Below are 26,477 nucleotides of genomic sequence, written 5' to 3'. Positions count from 1 at the left end.
TCGGCCCGTGTGGCACGGGGGTGGCGGAGGCCATTCCTCGGCTCCGGCGCGTCGCGAAATGTATACGTGGGGGCGAAATGATCGTCTGGGTTACGCACCCCAGGCTCGCTTTTTCTCCCCACGTATACATTTCAGTACCCGCAGGGGTCATGGAGTCTCTGGGTCGCCGTCGCCCCTCGGCGTGTTGTGGTCTTCCTGGGAATGCTGTGGTCTTCCTGTGGATGTTGTGGTCTGCCTCGGACTGTCGTCGTCAGACCGCGCGATTGCGGAGCCGACCAAGCCATAGGGAGCCCGCTAGGCTCAGAGTCGCTAAGATTACACCGTTATGCGGACCTGGCGGGCTCCGTATGTCGTAGTCGGCTCGCGGATGAGAGGTTTGATCGGCTCGGGCGACGGTGGCGGTGAGGATGTTTGGTGGGTTCGGCTCGGGCGAGGGCAAGGGCGAGGGCGAGGGCAAGGGCGAGGGCGAGGGCGACGGCGAGGGCAAGGGCGAGGGCGAGGGCGACGGCGAGGGCGACGGCGACGGCGAGGGCGGGGCCGATCGAGAGAATGCCTCAACCTGTGGCCCAAATCACCCATTGGTTAGTAGAGTTACCAGTGGAGCCGGTTCATCTCGGTGTGCAGCCGGCCATCTGATAGAAGGTTGGGCTGATGATTGTCACGTTTACCGCTAACCCATCTCTGGACAGAACGGTTACCCTCGGCTCCGCCCTCGTCCCAGGTGGTGTCCACAGGATTGAAGTGGACACAACTCAACCCGGCGGCAAGGGGATCAACGTTGCGCTGGGACTAGTTGGCGCAGGGCTAGATGTCGTCGCACTGTTGCCAGCCAGGGATGACGACCCCCTGCTCGGACTTCTGACCGAGAACGATTTGCCCTTTGAGGCGATTCCCGTGGTGGGCCCGGTGCGGACCAACATGACTGTGCTCGGTGGGGGAGAGACAACCAAAATCAATGAACCGGGAGCGACTCTCAACGAGGGGGAAGTGGCCGCGGTGGAAGCTGCACTAGTTGAAGCAGCAGCCGCCGCCGACACGGTCATGCTTTCCGGGTCATTGGCGCCAGGTTTTCCCGTTGATGAGTACGCGCGCCTCGTTCGGCGTCTACGGCCATTAGGGGTGTGGATTGGGGTGGACACTTCGGACGCGCCACTGATTGCTCTGGGAGAGAACTTCGAGGACGCGGCACCGGACTTTCTGAAGCCGAACGGCCTCGAACTGGGGCAGCTCACGGGACACGATGGACTTCATATTGAGAGACAAGCAGAAAATGGGGACCTCTCGGCAGCCAAAGATGCAGCTCTTGCGCTTCACGGTCGCGGTGTCGCAGAGGTCCTTGTCACCCTGGGCGGGGCGGGCGGACTCCTCGTTACTGGTGAGGGAGCGTGGTACTCGCCTTCACCGAAAGTCGATGTCGTCTCAACCGTGGGTGCTGGTGACTCTGCGACAGCCGGGTACCTGATTGCCCGCGAGGCAGGTCTGGATGCCCCCGCAAGGCTCGCCTACGCGGTTGCCTATGGCGCAGCAGCCGTTTCCCTTCCCGGCACCACAATCCCAACCCCTCAGCAGGTGAGTCCAAATTTTGAGGCAGTCGAAGAGATTTGACCGCATACAGAGTCAAGAGAAAGACAAGAACATGAGCGAACCACTGATAACTCCCGACCTCGTTGCCCTAGATGTCACGGTCGAGGGCGACAAGCACGCGGTGATTGCGGCAATGGCGCAGTTGGTTGCCGGGACCGGTCGAGCCAGCGAAGCCGGTCTGCGCGAAGCAATGGAGGCTCGGGAAGAACAGTTCCCAACCGGCATGCCAGGTGGGATCGCAATACCCCACTGCCGAACCACTGCGGTCGAAGTTGCCTCCCTGGGATTCCTCCGGCTTGCCACACCCGTCGACTTCGGTGCCAAAGACGGTCCCGCAGACCTCGTTATTGGCATTGCTGCTCCGGATGAGTCCGGATCCCAGCACATGAAGCTGCTGGCAAAACTGTCCCGCGCCCTCGTCCGTAAAGAATTCGTTCAGTCACTTCGGGATGCGAAGACGCCGGAGGAGGTCTCCACCCTGATCATGAATGTCGTTGAGCCACCGGATACTGCTGCATCGCCAGCGGCAGAGCGCGCTCCGAAACACGCGGCACCTGGAAGCGGCGAAGGTACGCCGGTCCTGCTGGCGATCACCTCGTGTCCCACGGGGATCGCTCACACATACATGGCTGCCGAGGCGCTAGAACAGGCAGCGAAGGACGCTGGCGTTGAACTCTATGTGGAGACGCAGGGATCCGGCGGTATCGAACCTTTCACCCCGGAGCAGATTGCTAGTGCCGGCGCCCTGATCATCGCAGCAGACGTCAATATCGCTGGGCGTGATCGTTTTGCGGGCATGCCACTGGTCGAGTCAAGCGTGAAGAGGCCTATGAACAAGGGCGAGGGCCCCAAAATGATTCAGGAGGCACTCGAGGCCGCCAAGGACCCCAATGCGAAGCGCGTTGCCGCGGGAAGTGGATCCGAATCGTCAGGGGCATCCGGCGGTGGAGCAGGAGTCTCTTGGCCGAAGAGGATCCAGCAGGCGCTCATGACCGGTGTCTCATACATGATCCCCTTCGTGGCAGCTGGCGGCCTCCTGATTGCCCTGGCCTTCCTCTTTGGCGGGTACAACGTCACGGACGTTGGCGATCAGGTCGTACGGTCGTACACCCTGTGGAACCTACCTGACGTGTCAGCTCTATCAGCCGAGGTCGGGACCGATCTGCTGGCAAAGAACGGCTTCCTGCTCTACGTTGGCTCGGTCCTGTTGGTTCTGGGGCAGGCGGGGATGGGGTTCCTCGTGGCGGCACTCTCCGGATATATCGCATTTGGTTTGGCGGGACGCCCCGGCATAGCTCCGGGCTTCATTGGCGGCGCCATCTCAGTTTTCGTTGGTGCGGGCTTCATCGGCGGTTTGATCACAGGGATCCTGGCTGGTTTGGTCGCCTACTGGTTCACAACGCTCAAGCCGCCGAGGTGGCTTGCAGGTTTGATGCCAGTCGTAATCATCCCGCTTCTGACAACTGCCATTGTCGGTGGCTTGATGCTGATGCTTCTGGGGCGTCCCCTCGAGGCGCTGATGACGGGGCTGACGTCCTGGTTGACTGGAATGTCGGAGGGGTCGGGGGCGATCGTCCTCGGCATCATTCTCGGTTTGATGATGTGCTTCGATATGGGAGGTCCGGTCAACAAGGCGGCCTACCTCTTTGCAACAACGGGTTTGGCAGCACAGACTGAAGCATCATTCATGATCATGGCGGCGGTCATGGCGGCAGGAATGGTTCCACCCCTTGCAATGGCACTTTCGACAACGATCCGACCCAGGCTTTACACCCCGGCCGAACGCGAGAACGGCGTGACAGCGTGGCTTCTTGGTGCGGCTTTCATCTCAGAGGGAGCAATTCCCTTCGCGGCCGCAGATCCGTTCAGGGTCATCCCCTCAATCATGGCGGGAGGTGCGGTTACCGGAGCAATCAGCATGGCGCTCGGCGTTGGATCTCGCGCCCCTCACGGCGGCGCCTTCGTGTTCTTTGCGATTGATCCGTTCTGGGGTTTCTTGGTCGCGGTGCTTGCGGGCATGGTTGTGGGCGGTCTGCTCGTTACTGTCCTCAAACAAATGGGGGCAAAGAAGGCAGCCGAGGTCGGCGTGTAGATGACAGGGGCTTCAATCTCCCAGCTCGTCCTCGGACGCATGCTCTTCTGCAATGGACTGACGAAACTGGCCACCGAAGTGGTGTCGGCGGTCGCGGTGGGCTACGCGGCAGTGTTTCGCGATTCCAGCTTTCGGCGTGACGGTGACATTGTCATTGCGTCTGGTCTGCCGCAGTGTGCATACCCACGTGGGGGAGTATGCGTCGGGCGGGTCTTCCTGACGGGGCCGCTCCCTTCGAGGGCGGTGATCGCCCACGAAAAGCGCCACGTCACGCAGTGGTACCGCTACGGCGCTCTATTTCCCCTCCTCTACGCTGTAGCGGGCCGCGATGCGCTCAGCAACAGGTTTGAGATCGAAGCGGGATTGGAGGACGGTGGATACCTCCCGGCCCAGCGGGCTCGCTAGAGTGCTTGGTGCTACATTTCACGCCACCTAGTTGCGATAACTCCCACACGGGGGCGGATTGCAGGGCGCCCACTGATAGTCTTGTCGGTGCCGTTAGATCGGCCACGGTAAGTCTGCCCGGGTGTTATGGCCCCGGCGCTCCGTGCAACGACCAAAGGAAAGTGAGTGCAAATGGCGCTGTCAAAGGATCAAAAAGAAGCAATCATCTCGGAATACGCGACGCATGAGGGCGACACTGGCTCTCCGGAGGTCCAGGTCGCGCTGCTAACCCAGCGGATCACCGAACTGACCGAACACTCGAAGACTCACAAGCATGATCACAACTCACGTCGTGGACTCATGCTGATGGTTGGCCGTCGTCGTCACCTCCTCGACTACCTCGAGGGCATCGACGTAGAACGCTACCGTAGCCTTATCGAACGTCTCGGTTTGCGTCGATAACCTACTGATCGGCCCGGTTCCACTGTGGAGTCGGGCCGAAACACTAACTTAAGAGAAAAACTGAGTAACCACTGCTAGACGCGGTTTTCGACAGTGGCTTACGGAGCAGATGGTTCCGTGGGCTTCGATCGAAGGCCGACGGCAGTGGACTCCAAATGAAAAGGAAACCATGTCCGAAGTGACACTGACACCACGCAAAGTGGTTTCGGCAGAAGCAATTATTGATAACGGCCGTTTCGGCAAGCGCACCGTGCGCTTTGAAACCGGTCGTCTCGCCCTGCAGGCAGCAGGCTCAGCCGTTGCCTACCTGGATGAGGAAACGACGGTCCTGTCGGCGACAACTGCTGGCAAGACCCCTAAGGACCAGTTTGACTTCTTCCCGTTGACGGTTGACGTTGAGGAACGCCAGTACGCGATTGGCAAGATCCCCGGTTCGTTCTTCCGCCGCGAAGGCCGTCCCGGCACCGAAGCGATTCTCGCCTGCCGTCTGATCGACCGGCCCCTGCGTCCCGGCTTCGTGAAGGGTCTGCGCAACGAGGTTCAGGTTGTCGAGACCGTTCTTTCCGTCAACCCCGATGACGCATACGACGTCCTCGCGATCAACGCGGCCTCCATGTCGACCCAGATTGCGGGCCTACCGTTCTCCGGTCCCATCGCAGGAACCCGTTTGGCTCTTATTGACGGCCAGTGGGTCGCTTTCCCTCGCTACTCCGAACTGGAAAACTCCGTGTTCAACATGGTGGTATCCGGGCGCATCGTTGAGAAAGAGGACGGCACCTCCGACATCGCCATCATGATGGTCGAGGCCGGTGGCGGCGACAACCAGTGGGAACTCATCCAGGCTGGCGCGCAGAAGCCGACCGAGGACGTAGTGGCAGGCGGCCTCGAAGCTGCCAAGCCTTTCCTGCGTGTTCTGTGTGAAGCACAGATTGAAGTTGCAAACCAGGCTTCAAAGGAAACCGCGGACTTCCCACTGTTCTTCGACTACACCGATGAAGAGTTCGCTGCGGTCAAGAATGCTGTCGGTGACAAGCTCGCTCAGGCCCTGCTGACCGAGGGCAAGCTCGCTCGCATGGATGCTGTGGACGCCGTCAAGGCGGAGGCAATCGCTGCTGGTCTCACCCAGTTCCCCGATTCGGAGAAGGCCCTCAAGGCCGCTTTCCGCAGCCTTGAGAAGGAAACCATTCGCAACCGCACCCTCCGTGATGGCGTGCGCATGGACGGCCGGACACCAACCGAGATTCGCTCTCTGGGAGCCGAGGTTGAGGTTCTTCCTCGCGTTCACGGTTCCGCGCTGTTTGAGCGTGGTGAGACCCAGATTCTTGGTGTCACCACCCTGGCGATGTTGCGCATGGAGCAGCAGCTGGACAACCTCAGCCCGCAGACGCACAAGCGCTACATGCACCAGTACAACTTCCCACCTTTCTCAACTGGTGAGACCGGTCGTGTTGGTTCCCCGAAGCGCCGCGAGATCGGCCACGGTGACCTTGCCGAGCGCGCCCTGCGCCCAGTCTTGCCGTCGCGTGAGGACTTCCCCTACGCGATCCGTCAGGTCTCTGAGGCCCTTGGCTCCAATGGCTCCACCTCGATGGGCTCCGTTTGCGCTTCGACACTGTCGATGATGCAGGCTGGCGTTCCGTTGCGCGCACCGGTTGCCGGTATTGCAATGGGTCTGATGACCGGGATCGTTGATGGCGAGAGCCGCGCGGTCACCCTGACCGATATCCTCGGCGCTGAAGATGGCTTCGGCGACATGGACTTCAAGGTTGCGGGTACTTCCGAGTTCATCACCGCACTGCAGTTGGACACCAAGTTGGACGGGATCGATTCGGATCTTCTGAAGTCCGCCCTCGGCCAGGCCCGCGACGCGCGCCTCGCAATCTTGGATGTCATGAGCCAGGCAATCGATCACCCGGATGAGATGGCGATGACTGCACCGCGCATCATCACGGTGAAGGTTCCCGTTGACAAGATCGGCGAAGTCATCGGCCCGAAGGGCAAGATGATCAACCAGATCCAGGAAGACACCGGAGCCGACCTGACGATCGAGGACGACGGAACCGTTTACATCGGTGCCTCTTCAGGCGAGGCCGCAGAGGCCGCTCGCGCCCTCGTCAATCAGATCGCCAACCCGCAGATGCCAGAGGTTGGGGAGCGGTTCATTGGAACGGTCGTCAAGACGACCTCGTTCGGAGCCTTCGTCTCACTGAGCCCGGGTAAGGATGGCCTGCTGCACATCTCGCAGATCCGTCGCCTGGTTGGTGGTAAGCGTGTTGAGAACGTCGAGGACGTCCTGCAGGTGGGCCAGAAGGTCGAAGTACAGATTGCCGAAATCGATGATCGCGGCAAGCTGTCCCTGCACGCAGTTGTTGAGGACGAGCAGGGTGAGGCAGTTGAGGGTGACGCAAAGTCCGAAGAGGCCGACAAGGGCGATGATCGCCCTCGTCGTCCCCGTCAGCGTAGCCGCCGCAGCCGCAATGACAACAAGGGACAGGAAGGCTAAGTCCTTCCTTCCACAACCAGTCGCCGCGAAGCGGTAGACTGAACGCGACACCCCGGCACGAGAGACCCCGAATATTCGGGCGCAGTGCCGGGGTGTCGTTCGCACCAGCAGGTTCCCTAAGCCACCGTCATAGAAAGCTGTACTTTGCCCTCACTACCAAGGTATGTCGATCCAGCCACTCCGACTCCACTCCCGCTGGGTCCCAACAGTGCAACGTCCGTTATCGACGACTCCGGCCTCGAAATACGCCGGTCGATTCTGCCGGGCGGGGTGCGCCTCATCACCGAGGCAATCCCCGGCGCCCTGTCGGCATCGCTCGGTATGTGGGTGGCAGTTGGCTCCCGAGATGAGGGACCGGGCGAGGGCGGAATCAGCCACTTCCTGGAGCACCTCCTCTTCAAGGGCACACACGTGCGGAGTTCGTTCGATATTGCCGAAGCATTCGACGCTGTCGGTGCGGAATCAAATGCGGCGACGACCAAGGAAGCCACATACTACTGGGCCCACATGGTTGCCGATGACCTCCCTGCTCTTCTGCCGGTTCTCACGGACATGGTCACCGATTCGGTTATCTCTGATCACGACGTCGAGGTCGAACGGGGCGTGATTCTCGATGAGCTCGCAATGGGAGAGGATTCCCCTCCCGATGTTGTCGGCGAGGCCTTCGCGCGGGCAATCTACGGCGGGTCACAACTGGGCCGCCCCATTGGTGGAACGCGCCAGTCGGTGGAGGCAATGGATCCGGGCAAGATCCGTGACCTCTACCATCGCAAGTATGGTACCGACGACTTGATCGTCAGCGTTGCCGGCGCAGTTGATCATGACGAGCTGGCAGACCGTCTCCAGGCCGCGCTTGCTGGTTCGCCGTGGTCAGAGCAACTGGCAACCAACAACCTGCCCAGAAGGCGCACTCCGAGCAAGCCGGGACCCGCCGCAAGCACAGATCACGAGCGGCACCTCGTCCTCAAGCGTGACATCGAGCAGGCTCACGTCATTGTGGGGGGCCCATGGCTCGCAGCACTGGATCCTGTCGGTCCGGCCAGCGGTGTGGCACTGAACCTACTCGGCGGTGGAATGTCCTCGCGTCTCTTCCAGGAGATCCGTGAGAAGAGGGGCCTTGCGTACTCGACCTATGCCTTCTCCTCGGCCTATTCGGATTCGGGAAGCTTCGCCATGTATGCGGGGTGCGCTCCGCGCAATCTCTCCGAAGTGCAGAAGGTCATGTGGGGAGAACTTGAGAAGCTCGCCGAAAAAGGCCCATCCGATAAGGAGTTGTCGAGGTCGAAAGGGCAGATCAGGGGTGGTGTGACCTTGAATCTTGAGGACACCGGCTCACGAATGTCACGGTTGGCCCGCGCAGAGTTGGTCGGCGAACTTACCTCTGTATCAGACGCCCTCGCCCGGATTGATGCCGTTCACGGCGAGGACGTTCAGGCGGTGGCCCGCCTGATGCTAGAAACCAACAGTGCCAGTGCGATTGTGAGTTCCAATGACTGAGCGAACACCTCCCCTGACAGTACGCAGCGCTACGTCGCAGGATGCTGGAGCCGTAGCGTCGATCCAGGTTGCATCCCTTGTGGACTCGGTTGTCAATGTCGTGGGGCAGCAGTACAGAGATCGGGTCGCTTCCCAACTCTCGGTTGATGACATTGAAGAAATCTGGTCCACCACGATCAGTCAGGAGGGTGATGCGAGCCGCGGGGTCCTTGTTGCACGCAACGGTGAGGAAGTTGTTGGCTTTGCCGCCTACGTCACGGGCACCGCTTCGGACGAGGTCGGCGGGAGCGGGCCTGCCTCAGTTCCTGGCTTACCATTTGACGTTCCCACCTCCTCGGCGCAGATCTTGGCATTCGAGGTTGAGGCGGAGAGTCGACGTAGTGGTCACGGCTCCCGACTGTTGGCCGCTATCGCAGATTCTCTTCGGCCATCTGGATGCCCCGGATTGGTGATTTGGATTGTCGGTGATGATGAGGCGCGCGTTCGCTTCTTTGAGAAGGCAGGATTCGCCCCGGTTGGTCTTCGGCGAAGTGTCGATACCGGTGTGGGTGAGGTTGTGGAGCACCTCTGGTTCGCTGCGCTTGCTGACTAGGCCGCCAGGAGTTGGTGGCGCGGTAAGTGTCGCGGACGTGGCAAGCTGTGGGTATGAACAATCTTTACGAGAACCTTTCCGAACCGGGCCCCGTGGGCAAGAATGTGTTGCGAGTGGTCCCCCTGGGGGGACTCGGCGAAGTTGGCCGCAACATGACGGTTCTGGAAACTAAGGGGAAAATCCTCCTCATCGATTGCGGGGTGCTTTTTCCCTCTGAGCACCAGCCCGGAGTTGACCTGATTCTGCCGGACTTCGGCTACATTGCGGACCGGCTCCAGGACGTTACCGCCCTCGTACTGACCCACGGGCATGAAGACCACATTGGCGCGGTTCCCTACCTCCTGAAGTTGCGTTCAGACATTCCCATCTATGGCTCCCGACTTACCTTGGCGCTGGTTGAAGCGAAGCTTGCTGAGCACCGCCTCCCGACCAAGAACCTCCACGTTGTCGCCGAGGGCGAAAGCGTTGCGCTGAAGCCATTTGACGTTGAGTTCGTCTCGGTAAACCACTCGATTCCTGACGCACTTGCAGTGTTCGTTCGCACGGCTGCCGGGACAGTTCTTGCTACCGGTGACTTCAAGATGGATCAGCTCCCCATAGACGGCCGCCTCACCGACCTTCGGTCATTTGGACGGTTCGGGGCCGAGGGCGTGGACCTGTTCCTCGTCGATTCGACGAATGCTGAAGTACCCGGGTTCGTAACTTCCGAAATCGAGATCGCGCCGGCGCTAGAGCGGGCATTTGCTGAGACTTCCGGTGCCGTCATTGTTGCGTCCTTCGCCTCCCACATTCATCGGGTGCAGCAGGTCCTCCAAGCGGCTGCGCAGACCGGCCGCAAGGTCGTGTTCGTTGGACGTTCAATGGAACGGAATATGCGCATTGCCGCGGATTTGGGGTATCTGGACACGGGAGAGAACATCGTGGTCCCGCTGTCTGAAATGAATAGCATCCCGCGCCGTGAGCGCGTCTACATGGTGACAGGATCCCAGGGTGAACCGATGGCTGCTCTCGGGAGAATTGCCCGGGGCGACCACAACAGTATTGAGGTGGGACCCGGCGACACCGTTGTGTTTGCTTCGAGTTTGATTCCGGGTAACGAAAGCTCGATCTATCGGGTTATCAATGATCTGACAGGGCTGGGTGCCAAGGTTGTTCACCAGGGGAATGCGAAAGTGCATGTCTCTGGACATGCCTCCGCGGGGGAGTTGCTGTACTGCTACAACATCATCCAGCCCAAGAACGTCATGCCCGTTCACGGCGAAATCCGCCACCTGGTCGCCAATGGGCAACTTGCTGTGAGGACCGGCGTTGACCCGGATAACGTGGTGTTGGCCGAGGGCGGAGTGGTTGTTGATCTCGAGGACGGACGTGCTCGCATTGCGGGAGTCGTTCCTAATGAACTGGTCTACGTTGATGGTTCATCAATCGGCGACCTGTCGGAAGATGAGTTGGCCGAGAGGATAGTCCTCGGCTCAGAAGGTTTGGTCACCGTCTATGCGGTTGTCGACAAAGAATCGGGAATGGTGCTGTCCGACCCTGTGGTACGGGCGGTCGGAGTTGCTGAGGAGGACGAGATCTTTGATGAGATCCGTCCCGAACTGGTAAAGGCCCTCAAGGATGCGGCTGCTCCCGGGAATGTATCTACCCACAAATTGCAGCAAACGCTGCGGCGCACGTTGGGTCGCTGGGTTGCGCGTCGGCTGCGTCGGCGCCCCGTGATCGTCCCGATTGTGGTGCAGCAGTGAGAGGAAGCGGACCGTACGGATTCGTCGATGACCAGGGACGGCAGTTCTCCGGGTACCTGAGGCATACCGCGCCTAAAGAATCGTTGCGCTCACGCCACAGATTCATCACGACAGCTGCCGTACACCTCGCTGTGACGCTTAATGTGCAGCAAGTTCCCTCAGAGGGGGATCAGGTGCGGGCGAGCCGGGCGGTTTCTTCGCCCGGTGGTGGGTACATTGTGGCCGCCGGTGCGCGTGCTCAAGAGGTGGCAACCTTCTTGGCCTCACCACTGGGAACCGGGCCGAACTCGCACTCCATCCGCAGGAGCCTGCTCAGTGCAGGTATCGAGACCTTTGAGACCGCCCTCGTTGGAGACATTGGTGTCGCAGTCACCATGGTCGAAGAGGACGGCAAGATGGCGCAGGTGGTGGCGCCCGGTGTTGAAGCAGAGTCCTCCCAGGAGCTGCTTGAACGCGTCCATGTGGAACCGGGTGACGTCGTTCATGTCAGTGGGGCCGACCTCGTCTCAGAGGCAGGCGCCCAGTCGATCATCACATGGCTCAAGAGCCTCCCTGAAGGCGTGACACTGGTTGTGGCCGCTTCTCCTGCTGTCGCACTGGTTTCCACAGAGGTTTGGTTGGAAGTTTTGGGTTTGGCCGACATTGTCACCATGAACATCAGGGAGGCCGCAGTCTTCACGCTGAACCTCAAACCTCACACAACAGGTGAGTGGTTCCAGGGCGTTTTGCGGCCAACTGCGAGCATTGTTCGGAGGATGGGTCCCCTGGGGTGTGAGGTGATAGAAGACTGTGGGACGCGGGTAACCGCTATCCCGGCCTTCACCGCGACCCCCGTCGACACAACGGGCGTGGGCGACATACACGTGGCAGTAATGTGTGCTTCACTCCTGGCTGGAAACACGCTGGTGCAAGCTTGTCTCCGTGCTAACGCGGCAGCGACGGTTGAGATTAACCACTCCACGGCATTCCCGGTTCCCACACTCGAGGATGTGGATGCATTGATTGAGGCCGGACATCACGACATTGTTCCGACCCGAGCGACCCCGGCGGTCGTTGGCATAATGGACGCTGAGTAGGGGAGAGGCGGCGCGCCGCAGGGGTTCACCCACGTGATTCTTGTAGCGTCAATTTGTTATGGCTACATCAAAGAAAACCCGTTCAAACGGGCCTTCGAAGCAGGGAGCAACAGCTGCCAGCCCCGGATCCTCAACCCGAAAGGGGGGAGGATCCTCTAGGACGCCGCGCGCAGCTGTCACTGATGAAGATGAGAGCCAGAAGACACCGGGTGCTCTGGCGAGGATGGGATCCTCATTGGCTGCCTCATGGCGCGCAGTTGACCCACAGATGAAGCGTGACGGGCTTGGATTCATTCTTGTTGCGCTGGCCGTGGTTGTTGCTGTCCGGGAGTGGTTTGGCGTTGCGGGAACCCTTGGTTCAGCCATTCACCATGGTGTCGCTGGGGCTGTCGGTGTCTTCGCGGTCCTGGTTCCAGTCGTTTTGGCCCTCTGCGGGGCCGCGCTTTTCCGGCGTCGTCGCAACATTGAGATGTTGCCATACCGCGCTGCTGGAACCCTGGGTGTCGTGGCATCCCTGACCGGTTTGGTGCAGCTTTTCCGTGGCAACCCTCCCATCGCCGACTTCCCCGCAATTGAGGCAGCCGGCGGGGTGCTGGGTTGGTTTATCGCGTCTCCCATGGCACGTCTTCTTTCGCCGGTCGTCGCGGGAATTCTACTGGTCCTCCTGCTGATCTACTCGGTGCTTCTGGGAACCAAGACTCCGCTACGTGAGGTCGCGCCGCGAGCGAAGGACCTGGGGGGGCGTATCCGCCGCAGCAGGCAGGGTAGTGGCCAGAGTGAGGAAGAGGCAGTCGTCCTCGCGACCGACGGCGATCAGTGGCTGGAAGACAACAGAGTCACGCAGAATCGCAGCAAACGAATCGGGCGGGGCGCCCGGACTGGGGAAGCGCTTTACGACCTGGAAGCCGAGGTCGCCCAAACCGAGAGAGACTCGTTTGATCCTCTCGATCCGCTCGATGACTCTTTCCCACTTCCCATCACGGGGGAAGAGGATATGACGCTCGTGCAGTCCGCGCCAGCCTTCGACCAGACCGCTGTGGACCCGCGTTCCCCGCAGGATGAGCGTGCCACCGTCGCCCTCGACGTCACAGATGTCCCGCGAACGGATGATGAGTGGCTTGAACCGCCTCAGCCAGCGCGTGAGTACAAGTTGCCCATGCCGAATCTACTCAAGCGTGGAAGGCCCCATAAAACACGCTCGGCTGTCAATGATCAGGTGATAGAGACCCTGCAGGGCGTCCTTGATGAGTTTAGCGTGGATGCTCATGTATCAGGGTTCTCGCGGGGGCCAACAGTGACCCGCTACGAGGTGACTCTTGGATCCGGGGTGAAGGTCGATCGGATCACCGCCCTCGCAGGAAATATTTCCTATGCTGTTGCCAGTGCGGACGTGCGGATACTTGCTCCGATTCCCGGTAAGTCTGCGATCGGCGTAGAGATTCCCAACACAGATCGAGAGACGGTCGTCCTCGGCGATGTTCTACGCTGCGGACAAGCCCAGAAGAACCATCACCCTCTGCTCGTCGGTGTTGGAAAGGACGTCGAGGGCGGTTACGTCGTTACGAACCTTGCCCGCACCCCGCACCTCTTGGTGGCGGGGCAAACTGGGTCCGGCAAATCTTCATTCATCAACTCGATGATTGTCTCCATTTTGATGAGGGCGACCCCCGACCAAGTCAAACTGATTCTGATCGATCCTAAACGTGTGGAACTATCGATTTACGAAGGCATTCCACACCTGGTGACACCCATTATCACCAACCCGAAGAAGGCTTCCGAAGCCCTTGAATGGGTGGTTCGGGAGATGGATGCACGCTATGACGATCTTGCGGAGTACGGGTTCAAACACATTGACGACTTCAACGCCGCCATCCGTGAAGGAAGGGTTAGTCCTCCGCCCGGATCCAAGCGTCGCCTGAAACCGTACCCATATCTTTTGGTGGTCGTAGATGAGCTGGCGGACCTGATGATGATTGCACCGCGCGATGTTGAGTCCTCAGTTCAGAGGATCACCCAGCTGGCGCGGGCTGCTGGCATTCACCTGGTGCTCGCCACACAAAGGCCTTCAGTTGATGTTGTTACGGGCCTCATCAAAGCAAATGTTCCCTCGAGGCTTGCCTTCGCAACCTCCGCACTTGCGGACTCGCGAGTAATCCTCGATCAGCCGGGAGCAGAGAAGCTGATTGGGCAGGGTGATGCTCTCTATCTGCCGGCGGGAGCTGCTAAGCCGATGCGCGTTCAGGGCGCGTGGGTGGATGAGGATGAGATAAGCGCTGCCGTGGAGTACTGCCGCACCCAAGCAGACCCTCAGTATGACGAAACCGTGATGACTCAGCAGAGCACCGCGAAGGTTGCGGACGACATCGGCGATGACCTCAATGACCTCCTGTCGGCTGCAGAACTTGTGGTTAACACCCAGCTGGGGTCGACTTCAATGCTACAGAGGAAGCTGCGGATTGGGTTTGCACGTGCTGGCCGTCTGATGGACCTGCTTGAATCACGCGACGTCGTTGGACCTTCGCAGGGCTCCAAGGCCCGGGAGGTGCTGGTGGCTCCCGAGGAACTGCCTTCCGTCCTCGCACTTCTTCGTGGGGAAGCACAGAGTCTGCCGGATACTACTGCTGATGATGGCAATGCCGGTTCGCAAGCTGGGGACGACTGGGATGACGAGGGAGCGGCAGTCGAGGAAGTCACCGAACTGTCTCCGCGGTGGAGCGATGAAGATGCACTCCGGTCGCACGCGGTTGAGCGCGGCAGTGCATACCGTGATGAGCGGGAAGGTCCGGGCACGGGGGCGTTTGCTGAGGCTGCAACGAAGCCGATCCGTATCACTCCAGAGTTCAGTGGCGGAAGTGGCATATCATGAGGATCGCGGAGCTTTTGAGTCAGGGATTAGGGGTGCATCATTATGTCCGGTGGTGAAGGAAAAGGGGAGAACAAGGCTCCTTCTGCGGTGAACGTACCCAATGCGCTGACGGTCCTCCGCCTTGTGCTTGTCCCTGTCTTTTTGTGGCTCTTGCTTGAGAACACGACGGGATCACGCTGGTGGGCGCTGGCCGTATTTGCGATTGCTGCGTACACGGATCATCTCGATGGTGAGATTGCGCGTAAGCACAACATCATTACTAACTTTGGGAAGCTTGCCGATCCGCTGGCAGACAAGTTCCTCACCCTGGGCGCGTTCATTGCTCTGTCAGTCCTTGGCGACCTGACCTGGTGGTTTACCATCATTGTTGCTGTGAGAGAGATTGGGATTACGATCCTGCGGGAGGTGCTACGCAGACGGGGCACCATCGTGGCGGCGTCATCTGGTGGGAAGCTCAAGACCGTCTTGCAGATGGTGTTGATCATGATGTTGATCGTCCCCTGGGATGCGTTCTCAAATGCACTGATTCTGCAGCTGCTCCTCATCGTGATTTGGATAATCGCCCTGGCAGCGCTGGTGGTAACGGTGTGGTCCGGGGTGCAGTACGCGGTCGTGGCGGCACACGCCATGAAGAAGCAGAACGGGGATGAGGCGTAGGGGACAAAAGGCTCGGGTTGCGCGTCCCGCGATGCGCTCCAAGCGTCCGGAAGGCTGCCGGCCTTCCTACGTGGCGGCGCGCAGGCCTACCTACCCGATCCCACTTCCCGACCCCCAACCCGCCCGGTCGACGAAAAACAGCGAGCCGTCCTGGCCATAGCGCGCCGTCTGGGTCTTAGGGAGCCAGCCCGGCTTGCATAACACCGTATTAGATCGTTTGTGGGGCCAGGCGGGCTCGCTATGACCGATGTGGCTCGCTAATCGTGGCGAGACTCTCAAGACGCAAGAATCCTGGCGGACCTCTGAATACGCAAAGGCCTCTCGGGAAATTCGGCCGTCATCGGCACAGCGAGCGCCAAGACCTCCTAGACCGTTGCAGTCGGCGTCAGTCTCCACAGTGCTGCGATTCGGGCGTTTTCCACAGAGATGACAATCTGCTCCGCCGTCGGGAGCATCCACTGCGTCATTCTTGGAGGATGTTCCTATCTGCAAGCGATCTGGTTCTCAATGCCAATGGTGTGCGTGTTGGACCGCGCCGCGTAACTGAAGAGCGCCTTCTGCGCGTAGACCGGGGAGTCTATATCGGTGTCGACAAGCTTGCGGCGGACCCTGCATCTTGGAGCGTACGGGCCCGCGTTGCCGAAGCGAGATTGCTTGCTCTCAACGCTCGCGCCTTTGGTTCCGAGGGCTTTGCATTTACAGGTGAGTCTGCGTTGGTCGTCCTCGGACTGGATCCCTGGTGGAATAACCCGGACGTCAGCGTACGCCGCAAGGTGCGCTCGGGGACTAAGACCGGCATGTGGGCCATGCACGTCGGTAGTACAACGGTTTCCGAGACCCGGATCAAACAGACCGACGTCTTCGCCGACTCCCTGGACACATCATTGTTCACGAAGCGTGGACTGCCGATAAGTCCGCTTCCAATCCTGGTTCTTGACCTCGTTAGATCAGCCCATCCGCTTCAGGCTTTCCACGACGTAAGTGTGCTACTTCGTTATCACTCCCGTTTTGACAGGTGGGAGCTGGAATGTTCACAGGCTCAAGCGGCTCACATAAAGCAGGATCTCCGCAACGAACTGTGTGACTTACGCGCAGGTCGAGACAAGAGAATCCACGGGTTTGGCCGCGCACTTGCTGTGTTGGATGCGAGTGACCCGGGTGTTGAGTCCCCGGCACACCAGGTCGCTGCAGCTGCCGTGAAGCGACAGCAGGACCTCGAAGACTTAGGGTGGCACATTGTGAACATCACCTATCAACAAGCAAGAGATGTTGAGGGCCTAGTCAACTACCTGACACAGAGGCTAGGTGCACTCGGAGTAAGGACCCACTCGGCACACGGGCTCCTTTGGGAGCCGCCCAGTCTTGAACTATTCGCTAAGCACCGCCGCTCCTAAGTGCTCAAGCTTTACCGCGACACCGTAGCGAGCCGGGTTGGCCCGACTTCACTGGACATGACACTGTTATGTGAGCCTAGTGGGCGCGCTAAGTCCTGTCTGGCTCGGGGTGGGCGGGGCGTCTGCATGTGATGCGGATAACGCAATAATCCATGGCCGAACATCGTTCTAGTGTGCATGAACACTGAAAATCAACTTCGCCGCCCGCCGGGCGTGCCGTCACGCCCCCGGGCAGGCGCTCGCAACGGACAGGTTATCCGTCCTGGAGTCAAGACGAGCTACAGTAGCGGGATGATGAGTGTCATTTCCGCAAAGCCACCACTATTGCGAAGCGAGTTGGGCGATGTATTGCGTTCGCTTCGCACCTTGCAAGAGCGTACGTTGCGTGAGGTTTCCTCTCAAGCGCAAGTCTCCCTCGGCTATTTGAGTGAGGTAGAGCGCGGACAGAAGGAAGCTTCCTCCGAACTACTCGAGTCGATTTGCTCCGCTCTGGGAGTTCCACTTTGGTTCGTGCTTCGCGAGGTCGCAGACCGCATGATGGTTCTCGATACGGCCACTGTGCCCGATACTGTTCCGGATGACCTGCTCGCAGGTTCTCTGGTTTCTAACAGGTGAATAAATCCGAGTTTTGGAACGCCCTAGAGCAGGTTTTTGGAACCGCTCTAGGGCGTTCTCTTGCTCACGATCTGCACTTGTCAAAGCTGGGCGAAACCGCTGAGGAAGCACTCGAGAGAGGTACCAAGCACGACGTCATATGGCATGCCTTGATTGATGAGACTGGGATGGGCGAGGACGCCCGCTGGGTCCACCGACGCCCCGTCAAGAAGAGGTAAGCGCGGACGCGTGTCGAACTTGAATCGAACGCATGTTCGAGTAAGGTTATCCCCAGGTAGCGCGGGTCGGCGTTTTCCACAGCTTGGAAATCACCGACCCGATTATGTCGGTGGTCGGGCATATCGTTGCGTATCAGGTCTCGGTGAGGGTTCCTGAATCCAAAGACCAGCATGTAACTCAGCCGGAGAGGCTGTTGACGAAGGGAAGACTTATGGCGCGTGCAGCCAACTCGAAAGTAACCATAGCCCCAGGAGGCGATCGGGATAAGGCGCTGGACCTGGCACTCAGTCAGATTGATCGCCAGTTCGGCAAGGGGTCGGTGATGCGTCTAGGTGATGATGCGCGCCCACCAGTCAAGGTCATTCCCACTGGGTCGTTGGCACTTGATGTGGCACTTGGGATCGGCGGGCTCCCGCGAGGCCGGGTTGTCGAGATCTACGGTCCTGAATCCTCAGGGAAGACAACTGTCGCACTACACGCAGTTGCAAGCGCTCAACGTGGCGGCGGCAATGCTGCCTTTATCGACGCAGAGCATGCGCTCGACCCGATCTATGCCCGTGCACTTGGTGTTGACACGGATAACCTCCTCGTCTCCCAGCCGGACACGGGGGAGCAGGCACTCGAAATTACTGACATGCTCATCCGCTCGGGCGGCATTGACATTATCGTCATTGACTCAGTTGCTGCCCTGGTACCTAAGGCAGAAATTGAGGGTGAGATGGGTGATTCTCACGTGGGCCTCCAGGCACGTTTGATGAGCCAGGCGCTTCGAAAGATTACTGGTGCATTATCTGCGACCGGTACGACAGCAATCTTTATCAATCAGCTCCGCGAAAAGATCGGAGTCTTCTTTGGCTCCCCAGAGACCACCACTGGTGGAAAGGCGCTCAAGTTCTATTCTTCAGTGCGTATCGACGTTCGACGCATCGAGACTCTGAAGGAAGCGGGAGCCCCTGTCGGCAACCGCACCCGCGCGAAGATCGTCAAGAACAAGATGGCTCCTCCGTTCAAGCAGGCAGAGTTCGACATCATTTATGGCAAGGGTGTCTCGCGTGAAGGCTCGATCATAGATATGGGCGTTGAAGCGGGGATCGTGCGAAAGTCAGGATCGTGGTTCACCTACGACAATGACCAATTGGGGCAAGGCAAAGAGAACGTTCGCCAATTCTTGGTCGATAATCCTGACCTTGCAGATGAGATTGAGGCAAAGATCCTTGCAGCTTTAGGCATTGGTGAACCTGTTGCTGAAGCAGAGGCGGCTGTAAGTGAAGAGCCAGACTTCGAATAAGGGAGCAGCCGCAGCTGGAAGCAGCATGGACGTGGCCTTGCGCGTCCTCGGCGTCAGGGATCATTCCTGCTTCGAGATGGAACAGAAGCTGCTTAGCCGCGGTTTTGATGAAGCAGAGGTTCACGAGACACTGGGGAAGCTGCAAGGCTACGGATACTTGGACGACGAGCGGTTTGCGGTTTTATTGGCGCGATCAAACCGAGGTTTGGGACGGCGGGGTCTAGCTAGGAAGATGGCGCAGAAGGGTATCACGTCGCAAATCAGCGAAGCGCTCTTAGAGCAGATAGATGAAGATGAAGAGCTGGCTCGGGCGCTGGCTGCGGCTAGGAAACATAGTCCGACCAGCAAGATCTCTTCACTTGATCGCGAAACGTGGCAGAGGCGGCTATCGTCATTCCTAGCCCGTCGAGGCTTCTCGACGGGGGTCATCTTGAATGTGTGTCAGCAGCTTGAAGATGAGCTTGCGCAGGGAGCTGAGGTGTCGTTTGAGTGAACGCAAGAGCCTCGTTGAGACAATTGCAGGTGTTCTAAAGAGTAACGAGTGGACTGTTGCAACCGCTGAATCGCTAACCGGCGGTGACCTGTGCGCCAGGCTGATAGACATGCCTGGCGCAAGTGAGGTTGTGCGAGGCGGCATTGTCGCATATGCAACAGATTTGAAAAGCTCACTTCTTGGTGTTGATAAGGACCTCCTCGCTAGGCGCGGCCCAGTTACAGCAGAGGTCGCACGGCAGATGGCGGCAGGTGTACGCGAACTTTGCCGTGCAGACTACGGGTTGGCAACCACCGGGGTTGCCGGTCCCGGCGACTCTGAGGACGGGCCGGAAGGGCTGGTCTATATCGCTGTCGCCGGCCCTTCGCATAGCGCGGTACGCGAGCTGAAACTTTCGGGTGGCAGATCAGCGGTGCGCTCAGCCACCGTGGCAGAGGCTCTTACTCTTCTTGGAGAGGTAGTGGAGTGCGAAGTTGATGAACGTGGGACTCACTCTTCAACCTGATCAGACTCGCAGGTGTTTGCGATGGCGTTCTTGGGATGGTCGCCGGACCGTACTAGGCTGGCTTGGCGATGAATGATAATACTGCTCCAAACGAGCCCATGTCCCTCCTGGGGTCTGCCGATGTGCCACGCACATACTTGGTTCGAACTCTCGGGTGCCAGATGAACCAACACGACTCTGAGCGTATTGCCGGACTTCTTGAGGATTCCGGACTGGTGCCAGTTGAGAGTGTGCCCAGTGCAATGTTGAGGGCAACCGATGCCGGCGACGGCGGCGCTGACGTTGTCGTGGTGAACACGTGCTCCGTTCGTGAGAACGCTGCAAACCGCCTGTTCGGCAACCTCGGACAGCTCGCCTCTGTGAAGCGTGAGCGACCGGGCATGCAGATTGCCGTCGGCGGGTGCCTAGCCCAGCAGATGCGTGACGGTATTGTGGAGCGCGCACCCTGGGTTGATGCGGTGTTTGGAACCCACAACTTGGATGTCTTGCCTGCGTTGCTTCGCAGATCCGAGCACAACCAGGCAGCTGCAGTGGAAATCGAAGAGTCACTCAAAGTCTTTCCTTCGACTCTGCCCTCAGTCAGGGAGTCTGCCTACGCGGCATGGGTGTCCATCTCGGTGGGGTGCAACAACACCTGTACTTTCTGCATTGTTCCGCGGCTTCGTGGCCGTGAACGTGACCGCCTCCCAACCGAAGTCCTCGACGAGGTCGCAGCCGTTGTCTCCGAAGGCGCTATCGAAGTGACGTTGCTGGGGCAGAATGTGAACTCTTACGGCGCTTCGTTCCGTGATCGGGGGGCATTCGCAAAGCTGCTTCGGGAGGTTGGAGCAACCCCCGGCCTTGAAAGGCTTAGGTTCACGTCTCCTCACCCCGCGGCCTTCACGGATGACGTCATTGAAGCAATGGCTGAAACACCCGCCATAATGCCCTCTTTACACATGCCGCTCCAGTCTGGTTCCGACAGGGTTCTCAAGGACATGAGGCGTTCCTATAGGGCCAAGAGGTTTGCTTCCATCCTAGAGAAGGTGCGCATTGCGATTCCCGATGCCGCAATTACTACGGACATAATCGTTGGCTTCCCGGGCGAAACTGAAGAGGATTTTCAGGCAACACTAGATGTTGTGGAGGAGTCTCGATTCGCATCGGCATTCACATTTCAGTACTCTCCACGTCCTGGGACACCTGCTGGCGCCCGAACGGACTCCGTGCCGCCCGAAGTCGTAGCTGAGCGGTATGCGCGGCTCCTTGATCTGCAAAACCGGATTTCGTTGGAAGAGAATGTTGCTCTGGTAGGTACGCGGGTCGAGGTGCTGGTGGCCGAGGGCGAAGGTCGCAAGTCCGGAGAGAGTCACAGGCTGTCAGGACGCGCCCGCGACGGGCGCCTGATCCACTTCGCTGTGCCTGATGGTGCCACCAAGCCACGGCCAGGCGACTTTGTCGATGTGGAAGTGACTCACGGAGCCCCCTACCACCTGTTGGCTGACTCGGCGCTGAGTGATGGGGGACTGTACACGGTTCGTCCAACAAGGGCAGGTGATGTCTGGCAGGAAAAGCAAGACAGCGTTGATGCAGATCCAGTGGGCGTCTCACTGGGTATTCCTGTTCTGCGCACCCGCTAAAGGTGCGTCACCGCAGTGAGTAGTCAGCCTGTTGTCGCAATTGTTGGCCCAACTGCCACGGGAAAGAGCGACCTCGCCCTCGACCTTGCAGAGTCGTTCGGTGGCCCCCAGCGTGTGGAGATTGTCAACGCTGACTCCATGCAGTTTTATCGCGGGATGGATATTGGGACGGCAAAACTGCCTCTAGAGCACCGCAGGGGTTTTCTTCACCACCAATTGGACGTCCTCGACGTGACTGAGGATGCTTCGGTTGCCGCCTACCAGGAGGCGACTCGCGATATTCTCGAACGGATCGCAGAGGGCGGTAAGCAAGCGATCGTCGTGGGTGGATCGGGCCTGTATCTACGCGCACTTCTTGACGAAATGCAGTTTCCCCCGACGGACACGATTGTTCGTGCTCAACTTGAGGCTGAGCTGGAGGCTCAGGGCCCGGCTCAGCTCCACAGAACGCTGATGGCGCTAGACCCACAGGCAGCCGAGTCGATTGGCAGTGCGAATGGACGCAGGATCGTTCGTGCTTTGGAGGTCATCAGGCTTACTGGCCGCCCGTACTCATCGTCTCTGCCGCGGTATACCTATGCGCTTCCCGCCGTTCAGATCGGGCTGCGCGCGGGTAAAGAATTCCTTGATGAGCGCATCGCGAGGCGTGCACAGTCCATGTTCGACGGGGGTCTTCTTGAGGAGGTGCGGCGCCTAGAAGGCCTTGGGCTCCGCAAGGGCAAGACTGCCCGACGCGCCACAGGATACGCGCAGGCGCTGGGCGTCCTCGACGGCGTGTTGACGGTTGATGAGGCCATTTCGGCAACGGCAATCGCGACAAGACAGTTGGCCCGTCGCCAGATGAAGTGGTTTCGTCGAGACCCGCGGATCACGTGGATTGACGTGGATCGCCAGGGTGATGTGGCGGGGCGCGCGCGGGAACTCCTAAGTTCTGTCCTTACCGCGTGAGACTTCAAGGATCCTGAAGCCCTTGCGGGATGCGAGCCTTGAAACGACAAATCCCTGGTCGTCAAGCCACTTTGCCAGGCTATCTGCGCCAAGATGACGATTGACAACAAGGTATGCAACGCCTTGCTCCGCCAGAAGATCCAGCCATTCAAGGAGAAGACTCTGCAAAGAGGTCTTGCCAATGCGTATCGGAGGGTTTGACCAGATCACGTCGAAGCGCGTACCGGACTGGCGGGCTTCCTCTAGCGCAACTGCTGCCTCGAGGATCCGCAGGTTGTCAAGCCTGGCCCGGTGGGCATTGATGCGTGTCAGCGCCAGAGCACGCTCATTTACGTCCACGGCCCACACCGTTGCGGCCGGAGACTCCGCAGCCATGGTCAGCGCGACCGGCCCCCATCCGCAGCCGAGGTCGAGAAAAGTGCCTGCGTCTGGCAATGGAGGTGCTTTGTGAAGCAGTTGTTCCGTTCCGAGATCGACTTCCGATGCTGAGAAGACCTTGTCTCCCGCCACAAGGTTGAGGTCATGACCACGGTAGGCGACGCGAACATCGCGTAGCTTTCCCAGATCGTTGGTATCGGTGTCCTTATGCGGGGAGAAATAGTGTTCACTCACCCGCTAAGACTACAAGCTCTGCGTGCTCACTCTAGGGGCAGGTGTGAACGAACCAGGCATGTGAAGAGAGCCATACTTCGTACTAGCATCGAAGCATGAGTCAAGACGAAACCGAATACTCAGGTGAAGAGACGTCAGAAGCGCAGGTCTCCCGAGCTGAGGTGATTGCTGCGCGGATCCTTGCCCGGGATGAGTCGGATTTCTCCGAAGTGGATGATCATGCAGCGGCCCTCCCGGGCACGATTGATATCGTAGGTCTGGGATTGACAGGTTCCTCCCATGAGGACTGGCAGGACCGTCGTTCTGTGGGCAGATCTGCTCACCTAGCTGCCTCAACGGAGCTCTTGGACATTCAAGAGGTCGAGTATCGCCAGGTCAGACTGGAACGGGTAGTGGTCGTTGGCCTTCGCACTGAAGGCACTGCGGCGGATGCCGAGAACTCTCTTCGCGAGCTTGCCGCCCTCGCCCAGACGGCCGGTGCCACAGTGACCGCGGCGATGCTCCAGCGCAGGGATAAGCCGGATCCCGCGACCTACTTGGGCAAGGGCAAGGCGCAGGAACTACGGGAGGTTGTCCATGAGACGGAGTCGGACACCGTTGTTGTAGACGGGGATCTTGCCCCTTCGCAGCGGCGTGCGCTCGAGGACGCAGTCGGCGTCAAAGTCATCGACAGGACTGCTGTCATTCTCGATATTTTTGCTCAGCACGCTAAGTCCAGGGAGGGGAAGGCGCAGGTTGAACTAGCCCAGCTTGAGTACCTCCTCCCTCGTCTGCGTGGTTGGGGTGAGTCGATGTCTCGGCAGGCCGGCGGTCGAGTCGCGGGCGGTGAAGGCATCGGATCACGTGGTCCCGGCGAGACCAAGATTGAGTTGGATAGACGTCGTATCCGCACCCGGATGGCAAAGCTCCGTCAGCAGATCAAGAAAATGGAACCGGGTCGCGTAACTCGGAGACTGTCGAGACGTAGAGGAGAGGTGCCAGCTGTCGCTATCGCCGGCTACACCAACGCCGGGAAGTCGACACTGCTCAACGCTCTGACAGGTGCGGATGTGATGGCGGCAGACGCGCTGTTCGCGACCTTGGACCCTACGGTTCGCAGAGTTGAGACCGAGGACGGGCGCGAGTATACGGTTACGGACACCGTTGGGTTTGTGCGTAGCCTTCCGACGCAGCTTGTGGAGGCATTTCGCTCGACACTCGAGGAGATTGGTGAGGCAGACCTGGTCTTGCACGTTGTTGATGCGTCTCACGCTGACCCTCAGTCTCAAGTTGAGGCAGTTCGCGACGTTTTGAGTGGGATAGAGGGCTTTGACAGCGGTAAAGAACTCGTCGTCCTGAACAAGACAGACCTTGCGTCTGCCACGGAGCGGGCACGCCTCCGAGCACTGTACCCGGACGCTCTCGAAGTCTCAGCTCAAACTGGGTTTGGCATAGAAGCCTTGCGTCTAGAGGTTGCCAGCCGTCTCCCGCGACCAGAAGTTGAAATTGACCTCCTCGTCCCGTTCAAGAACGCGGGGCTGGTGAGCAGAGCCCATGATGTTGGGGAGGTTGACGAGGAAGAGTGGACCGACCTTGGCGTGCGGCTCAAGGGACGGGTCCCTAAAGACCTCGCGGCGCGCCTGCGCGAGGTGGGTGTCTGAGCATAGACTGGACCTAGCGGTGAACGAAATTCCAAATCCATGTTGCGGCACACGGTTTTCAGCCAAGATGTAGCTGGGGATCACAGCATCTAGTGAAGGAGACACGATGGCAGAGAAAGCAACGGCTTCAACGAAGGCTATGGGCCGACCGTCCAAACTGACAGTAGTTGGCGCGGGCGCTGTAGGAACTGCGGTTGCCTACTCCGCAGCAATTTCGGGCGTTGCCCGCTCAGTCGCTCTGTACGACATCAATGGCCCCAAGGTGAGGGCGGATGCGCTGGACATTGCGCACGGCATTCAGTTCACCCCGACGGGTACTGTTGAGGGATCTGATGACATCAACATCCTCAAGGGCTCTGACCTGGTGATTGTCACGGCTGGTGCTAAGCAGAAGCCCGGACAGTCACGTCTCGACCTCGCACAATCCACGGTCGATCTGATGAAGGTCATCGTGCCCCAGATGCTTGAGGTTGCTCCGGATGCAATCTACATGTTCGTAACGAACCCGGTCGATGTCGTCACCTATGCTGCGCTGAAGATCTCGGGTCTTCCACGCAACCAGGTCTTTGGTTCGGGCACGGTTCTTGACACTTCGCGTTTCCGGTACCTGATCTCGCAAGAAACAGGTATTTCCTCCAAGTCAATCCATGCCCTTATTGCTGGCGAACATGGTGACTCCGAGGTCGCCTTGTGGTCGTCTGCAGAGATTGGCAACGTCCCGGTTCAAGAGTGGGGAACGACGCTTTCAGGCAAGCCGTTCGATGATGCACTCAAGGAGCGGATCGCAAGGGATGTGGTGAACTCTGCTTACGAGATCATTGAGGGCAAGGGCGCAACGAACTTTGCAATCGGTCTTGCTTCAACTGCAATCGCAACCGCGGTTCTACGGGATGAGCACCGTGTCATGACCATTTCCAGCCTGCTCGAGGACTGGGCGGGAATTAGTGATGTATGCATGGCTGCTCCGACCGTGGTTACACGCAACGGCGCGGGTCGCACCCTGGTTCCTCCGATGTCCGGTAGGGAGTTCGCAGGCCTGCGAAAGTCGGCGGATGAGATTAAGGCGGTCGCGAAGTCCCTCGGGTTCTAATGGTCTGAGGCGCAGCGGTTCCACGCGCGTGCATGACGCGCCACAGCTCCTGGGTTGTGGCGCGTTTGCCGTGTGGAAGGCTCTTCGCAGAAGAGGCTGTGGGTATCCTTCTCGCCTCTGCGACCGGTCACCGTTGCCGTCACTACCTACCTCAAACCGCGAGATCGCATAGTATCGACACATTACACTGTTATTGGGCCTGAAACTGTCGATACTATGCGATCTCGCGGTTTGAGGTGCGGGTGTGGGTGGGGTGCCGCGGGTGTGGGTGTGGGTGCCGGTGGGGCGGCCCAAGTGCAAGGCGCCCGCGGGGTTCCCCAGCTTTGCGGAGCCGGTTAGGGCATACGGAGCCGGTTACGCTATAGGGAGCCGACCAGGCTTGCATAACGGTGAGATCTAAAGGTGGGCTGGCCCGACCGGCTCCGTATGTCCTAACCGGCTCGCTAAGCCCAACCGGCTCCTCGACCACCCCCGCGGCATCGCCCTATGATTTTGAAACCTCCAAAACTACATCAACCGCAGCCTCCTCCAGACCGGAGGATTCGAGCACCACATACAGCCCCTTTTGTGACCAGCCAAGGTTGCCGGTATCACCT

23 protein-coding genes are annotated in these 26,477 nt (G+C 59.3%); 22 read left to right on the top strand and 1 reads right to left on the bottom strand.

What is annotated here, in order from left to right; translation table 11 throughout:
* Window positions 1-407 precede the first annotated feature (407 nt).
* The 20 genes from H2O65_RS06980 to miaA all read left to right on the top strand — a co-directional run bounded on the left by H2O65_RS06980 (window position 408) and on the right by miaA (window position 22,539).
* Complete coding sequence (locus tag H2O65_RS06980) at window positions 408-674, top strand: hypothetical protein (RefSeq protein WP_398397277.1); 267 nt, start codon at window positions 408-410, stop codon at window positions 672-674.
* On the top strand, window positions 652-1,605 hold the full coding sequence (locus tag H2O65_RS06975) for a 1-phosphofructokinase family hexose kinase (RefSeq protein WP_182141036.1): 954 nt from the start codon (window positions 652-654) through the stop codon (window positions 1,603-1,605). Before H2O65_RS06980 ends, H2O65_RS06975 begins: the two co-directional genes overlap by 23 nt.
* Window positions 1,606-1,636: 31 nt before the next feature.
* Entirely contained in the window at window positions 1,637-3,676 is a 2,040-nt protein-coding gene (locus H2O65_RS06970) for a fructose-specific PTS transporter subunit EIIC (RefSeq protein WP_182141035.1), read from the top strand.
* Entirely contained in the window at window positions 3,677-4,081 is a 405-nt protein-coding gene (locus H2O65_RS06965; RefSeq protein WP_182141034.1) for a Fe-S oxidoreductase, read from the top strand. It begins immediately after the preceding gene.
* 171 nt (window positions 4,082-4,252) lie between these two features.
* Window positions 4,253-4,522 carry a 30S ribosomal protein S15 gene (gene rpsO, locus H2O65_RS06960; RefSeq protein ID WP_182141033.1) on the top strand — a complete coding sequence of 90 codons (270 nt, stop codon included), beginning with the start codon at window positions 4,253-4,255 and terminating at the stop codon, window positions 4,520-4,522.
* 169 nt (window positions 4,523-4,691) lie between these two features.
* Window positions 4,692-7,025 carry a polyribonucleotide nucleotidyltransferase gene (locus tag H2O65_RS06955; protein WP_182141032.1) on the top strand — a complete coding sequence of 778 codons (2,334 nt, stop codon included), beginning with the start codon at window positions 4,692-4,694 and terminating at the stop codon, window positions 7,023-7,025.
* A gap of 144 nt (window positions 7,026-7,169) precedes the next feature.
* Window positions 7,170-8,522, top strand: coding sequence for a pitrilysin family protein (locus H2O65_RS06950; protein ID WP_182141031.1), 1,353 nt, complete (start codon window positions 7,170-7,172; stop codon window positions 8,520-8,522).
* On the top strand, window positions 8,515-9,114 hold the full coding sequence (locus H2O65_RS06945) for a GNAT family N-acetyltransferase (RefSeq protein WP_182141030.1): 600 nt from the start codon (window positions 8,515-8,517) through the stop codon (window positions 9,112-9,114). The genes H2O65_RS06950 and H2O65_RS06945 overlap by 8 nt, the downstream gene beginning before the upstream one ends.
* 53 nt (window positions 9,115-9,167) lie before the next feature.
* Complete coding sequence (locus H2O65_RS06940) at window positions 9,168-10,859, top strand: ribonuclease J (RefSeq protein ID WP_182141029.1); 1,692 nt, start codon at window positions 9,168-9,170, stop codon at window positions 10,857-10,859.
* Entirely contained in the window at window positions 10,856-11,935 is a 1,080-nt protein-coding gene (locus tag H2O65_RS06935; RefSeq protein ID WP_182141028.1) for a PfkB family carbohydrate kinase, read from the top strand. The genes H2O65_RS06940 and H2O65_RS06935 overlap by 4 nt, the downstream gene beginning before the upstream one ends.
* Window positions 11,936-11,993: 58 nt before the next feature.
* Window positions 11,994-14,801 carry a DNA translocase FtsK gene (locus H2O65_RS06930; RefSeq protein ID WP_182141027.1) on the top strand — a complete coding sequence of 936 codons (2,808 nt, stop codon included), beginning with the start codon at window positions 11,994-11,996 and terminating at the stop codon, window positions 14,799-14,801.
* Between the two features lie 42 nt (window positions 14,802-14,843).
* Window positions 14,844-15,458, top strand: a complete 615-nt coding sequence (pgsA, locus tag H2O65_RS06925) for a CDP-diacylglycerol--glycerol-3-phosphate 3-phosphatidyltransferase (RefSeq protein ID WP_182141026.1) — start codon at window positions 14,844-14,846, stop codon at window positions 15,456-15,458.
* A 476-nt stretch (window positions 15,459-15,934) separates the two neighbouring features.
* Window positions 15,935-16,852, top strand: a complete 918-nt coding sequence (locus tag H2O65_RS06920) for a hypothetical protein (protein WP_182141025.1) — start codon at window positions 15,935-15,937, stop codon at window positions 16,850-16,852.
* Between the two features lie 294 nt (window positions 16,853-17,146).
* Window positions 17,147-17,467: a helix-turn-helix domain-containing protein gene (locus tag H2O65_RS06915; protein WP_182142712.1), complete on the top strand. Its 321-nt coding sequence runs from the start codon at window positions 17,147-17,149 to the stop codon at window positions 17,465-17,467.
* On the top strand, window positions 17,464-17,685 hold the full coding sequence (locus tag H2O65_RS06910) for a DUF3046 domain-containing protein (RefSeq protein WP_182141024.1): 222 nt from the start codon (window positions 17,464-17,466) through the stop codon (window positions 17,683-17,685). Before H2O65_RS06915 ends, H2O65_RS06910 begins: the two co-directional genes overlap by 4 nt.
* 212 nt (window positions 17,686-17,897) lie before the next feature.
* Window positions 17,898-18,974, top strand: coding sequence for a recombinase RecA (recA, locus tag H2O65_RS06905; RefSeq protein WP_182141023.1), 1,077 nt, complete (start codon window positions 17,898-17,900; stop codon window positions 18,972-18,974).
* Window positions 18,952-19,467, top strand: a complete 516-nt coding sequence (locus H2O65_RS06900; protein ID WP_182141022.1) for a regulatory protein RecX — start codon at window positions 18,952-18,954, stop codon at window positions 19,465-19,467. The genes recA and H2O65_RS06900 overlap by 23 nt, the downstream gene beginning before the upstream one ends.
* Window positions 19,460-19,972: a CinA family protein gene (locus H2O65_RS06895; protein WP_259349478.1), complete on the top strand. Its 513-nt coding sequence runs from the start codon at window positions 19,460-19,462 to the stop codon at window positions 19,970-19,972. Before H2O65_RS06900 ends, H2O65_RS06895 begins: the two co-directional genes overlap by 8 nt.
* 98 nt (window positions 19,973-20,070) lie before the next feature.
* A complete protein-coding gene (gene miaB / locus H2O65_RS06890; RefSeq protein WP_182142711.1) occupies window positions 20,071-21,591 on the top strand; it encodes a tRNA (N6-isopentenyl adenosine(37)-C2)-methylthiotransferase MiaB in 1,521 nt (506 codons plus the stop codon).
* A gap of 15 nt (window positions 21,592-21,606) precedes the next feature.
* Entirely contained in the window at window positions 21,607-22,539 is a 933-nt protein-coding gene (gene miaA / locus H2O65_RS06885) for a tRNA (adenosine(37)-N6)-dimethylallyltransferase MiaA (protein WP_182141020.1), read from the top strand.
* Here the strand turns inward: miaA and H2O65_RS06880 are convergent.
* Entirely contained in the window at window positions 22,516-23,151 is a 636-nt protein-coding gene (locus H2O65_RS06880; protein WP_182141019.1) for a class I SAM-dependent methyltransferase, read from the bottom strand. The genes miaA and H2O65_RS06880 overlap by 24 nt on opposite strands.
* 95 nt (window positions 23,152-23,246) lie before the next feature.
* Between H2O65_RS06880 and hflX the strand changes: the two genes are divergently transcribed.
* Together hflX and H2O65_RS06870 are read left to right on the top strand one after the other, a co-directional pair.
* Window positions 23,247-24,791, top strand: a complete 1,545-nt coding sequence (hflX, locus tag H2O65_RS06875; protein ID WP_182141018.1) for a GTPase HflX — start codon at window positions 23,247-23,249, stop codon at window positions 24,789-24,791.
* A 106-nt stretch (window positions 24,792-24,897) separates the two neighbouring features.
* Window positions 24,898-25,881 carry an L-lactate dehydrogenase gene (locus H2O65_RS06870; protein WP_182141017.1) on the top strand — a complete coding sequence of 328 codons (984 nt, stop codon included), beginning with the start codon at window positions 24,898-24,900 and terminating at the stop codon, window positions 25,879-25,881.
* The last annotated feature ends 596 nt before the right edge of the window (window positions 25,882-26,477 follow it).

Origin of the sequence: Schaalia sp. JY-X169 (genome assembly GCF_014069575.1) — a bacterium.
Lineage (GTDB): Bacteria > Actinomycetota > Actinomycetes > Actinomycetales > Actinomycetaceae > Scrofimicrobium.
Note: the sequence above shows the minus strand (reverse complement) of the source record. Positions and strands in the feature narration are given on the sequence as shown.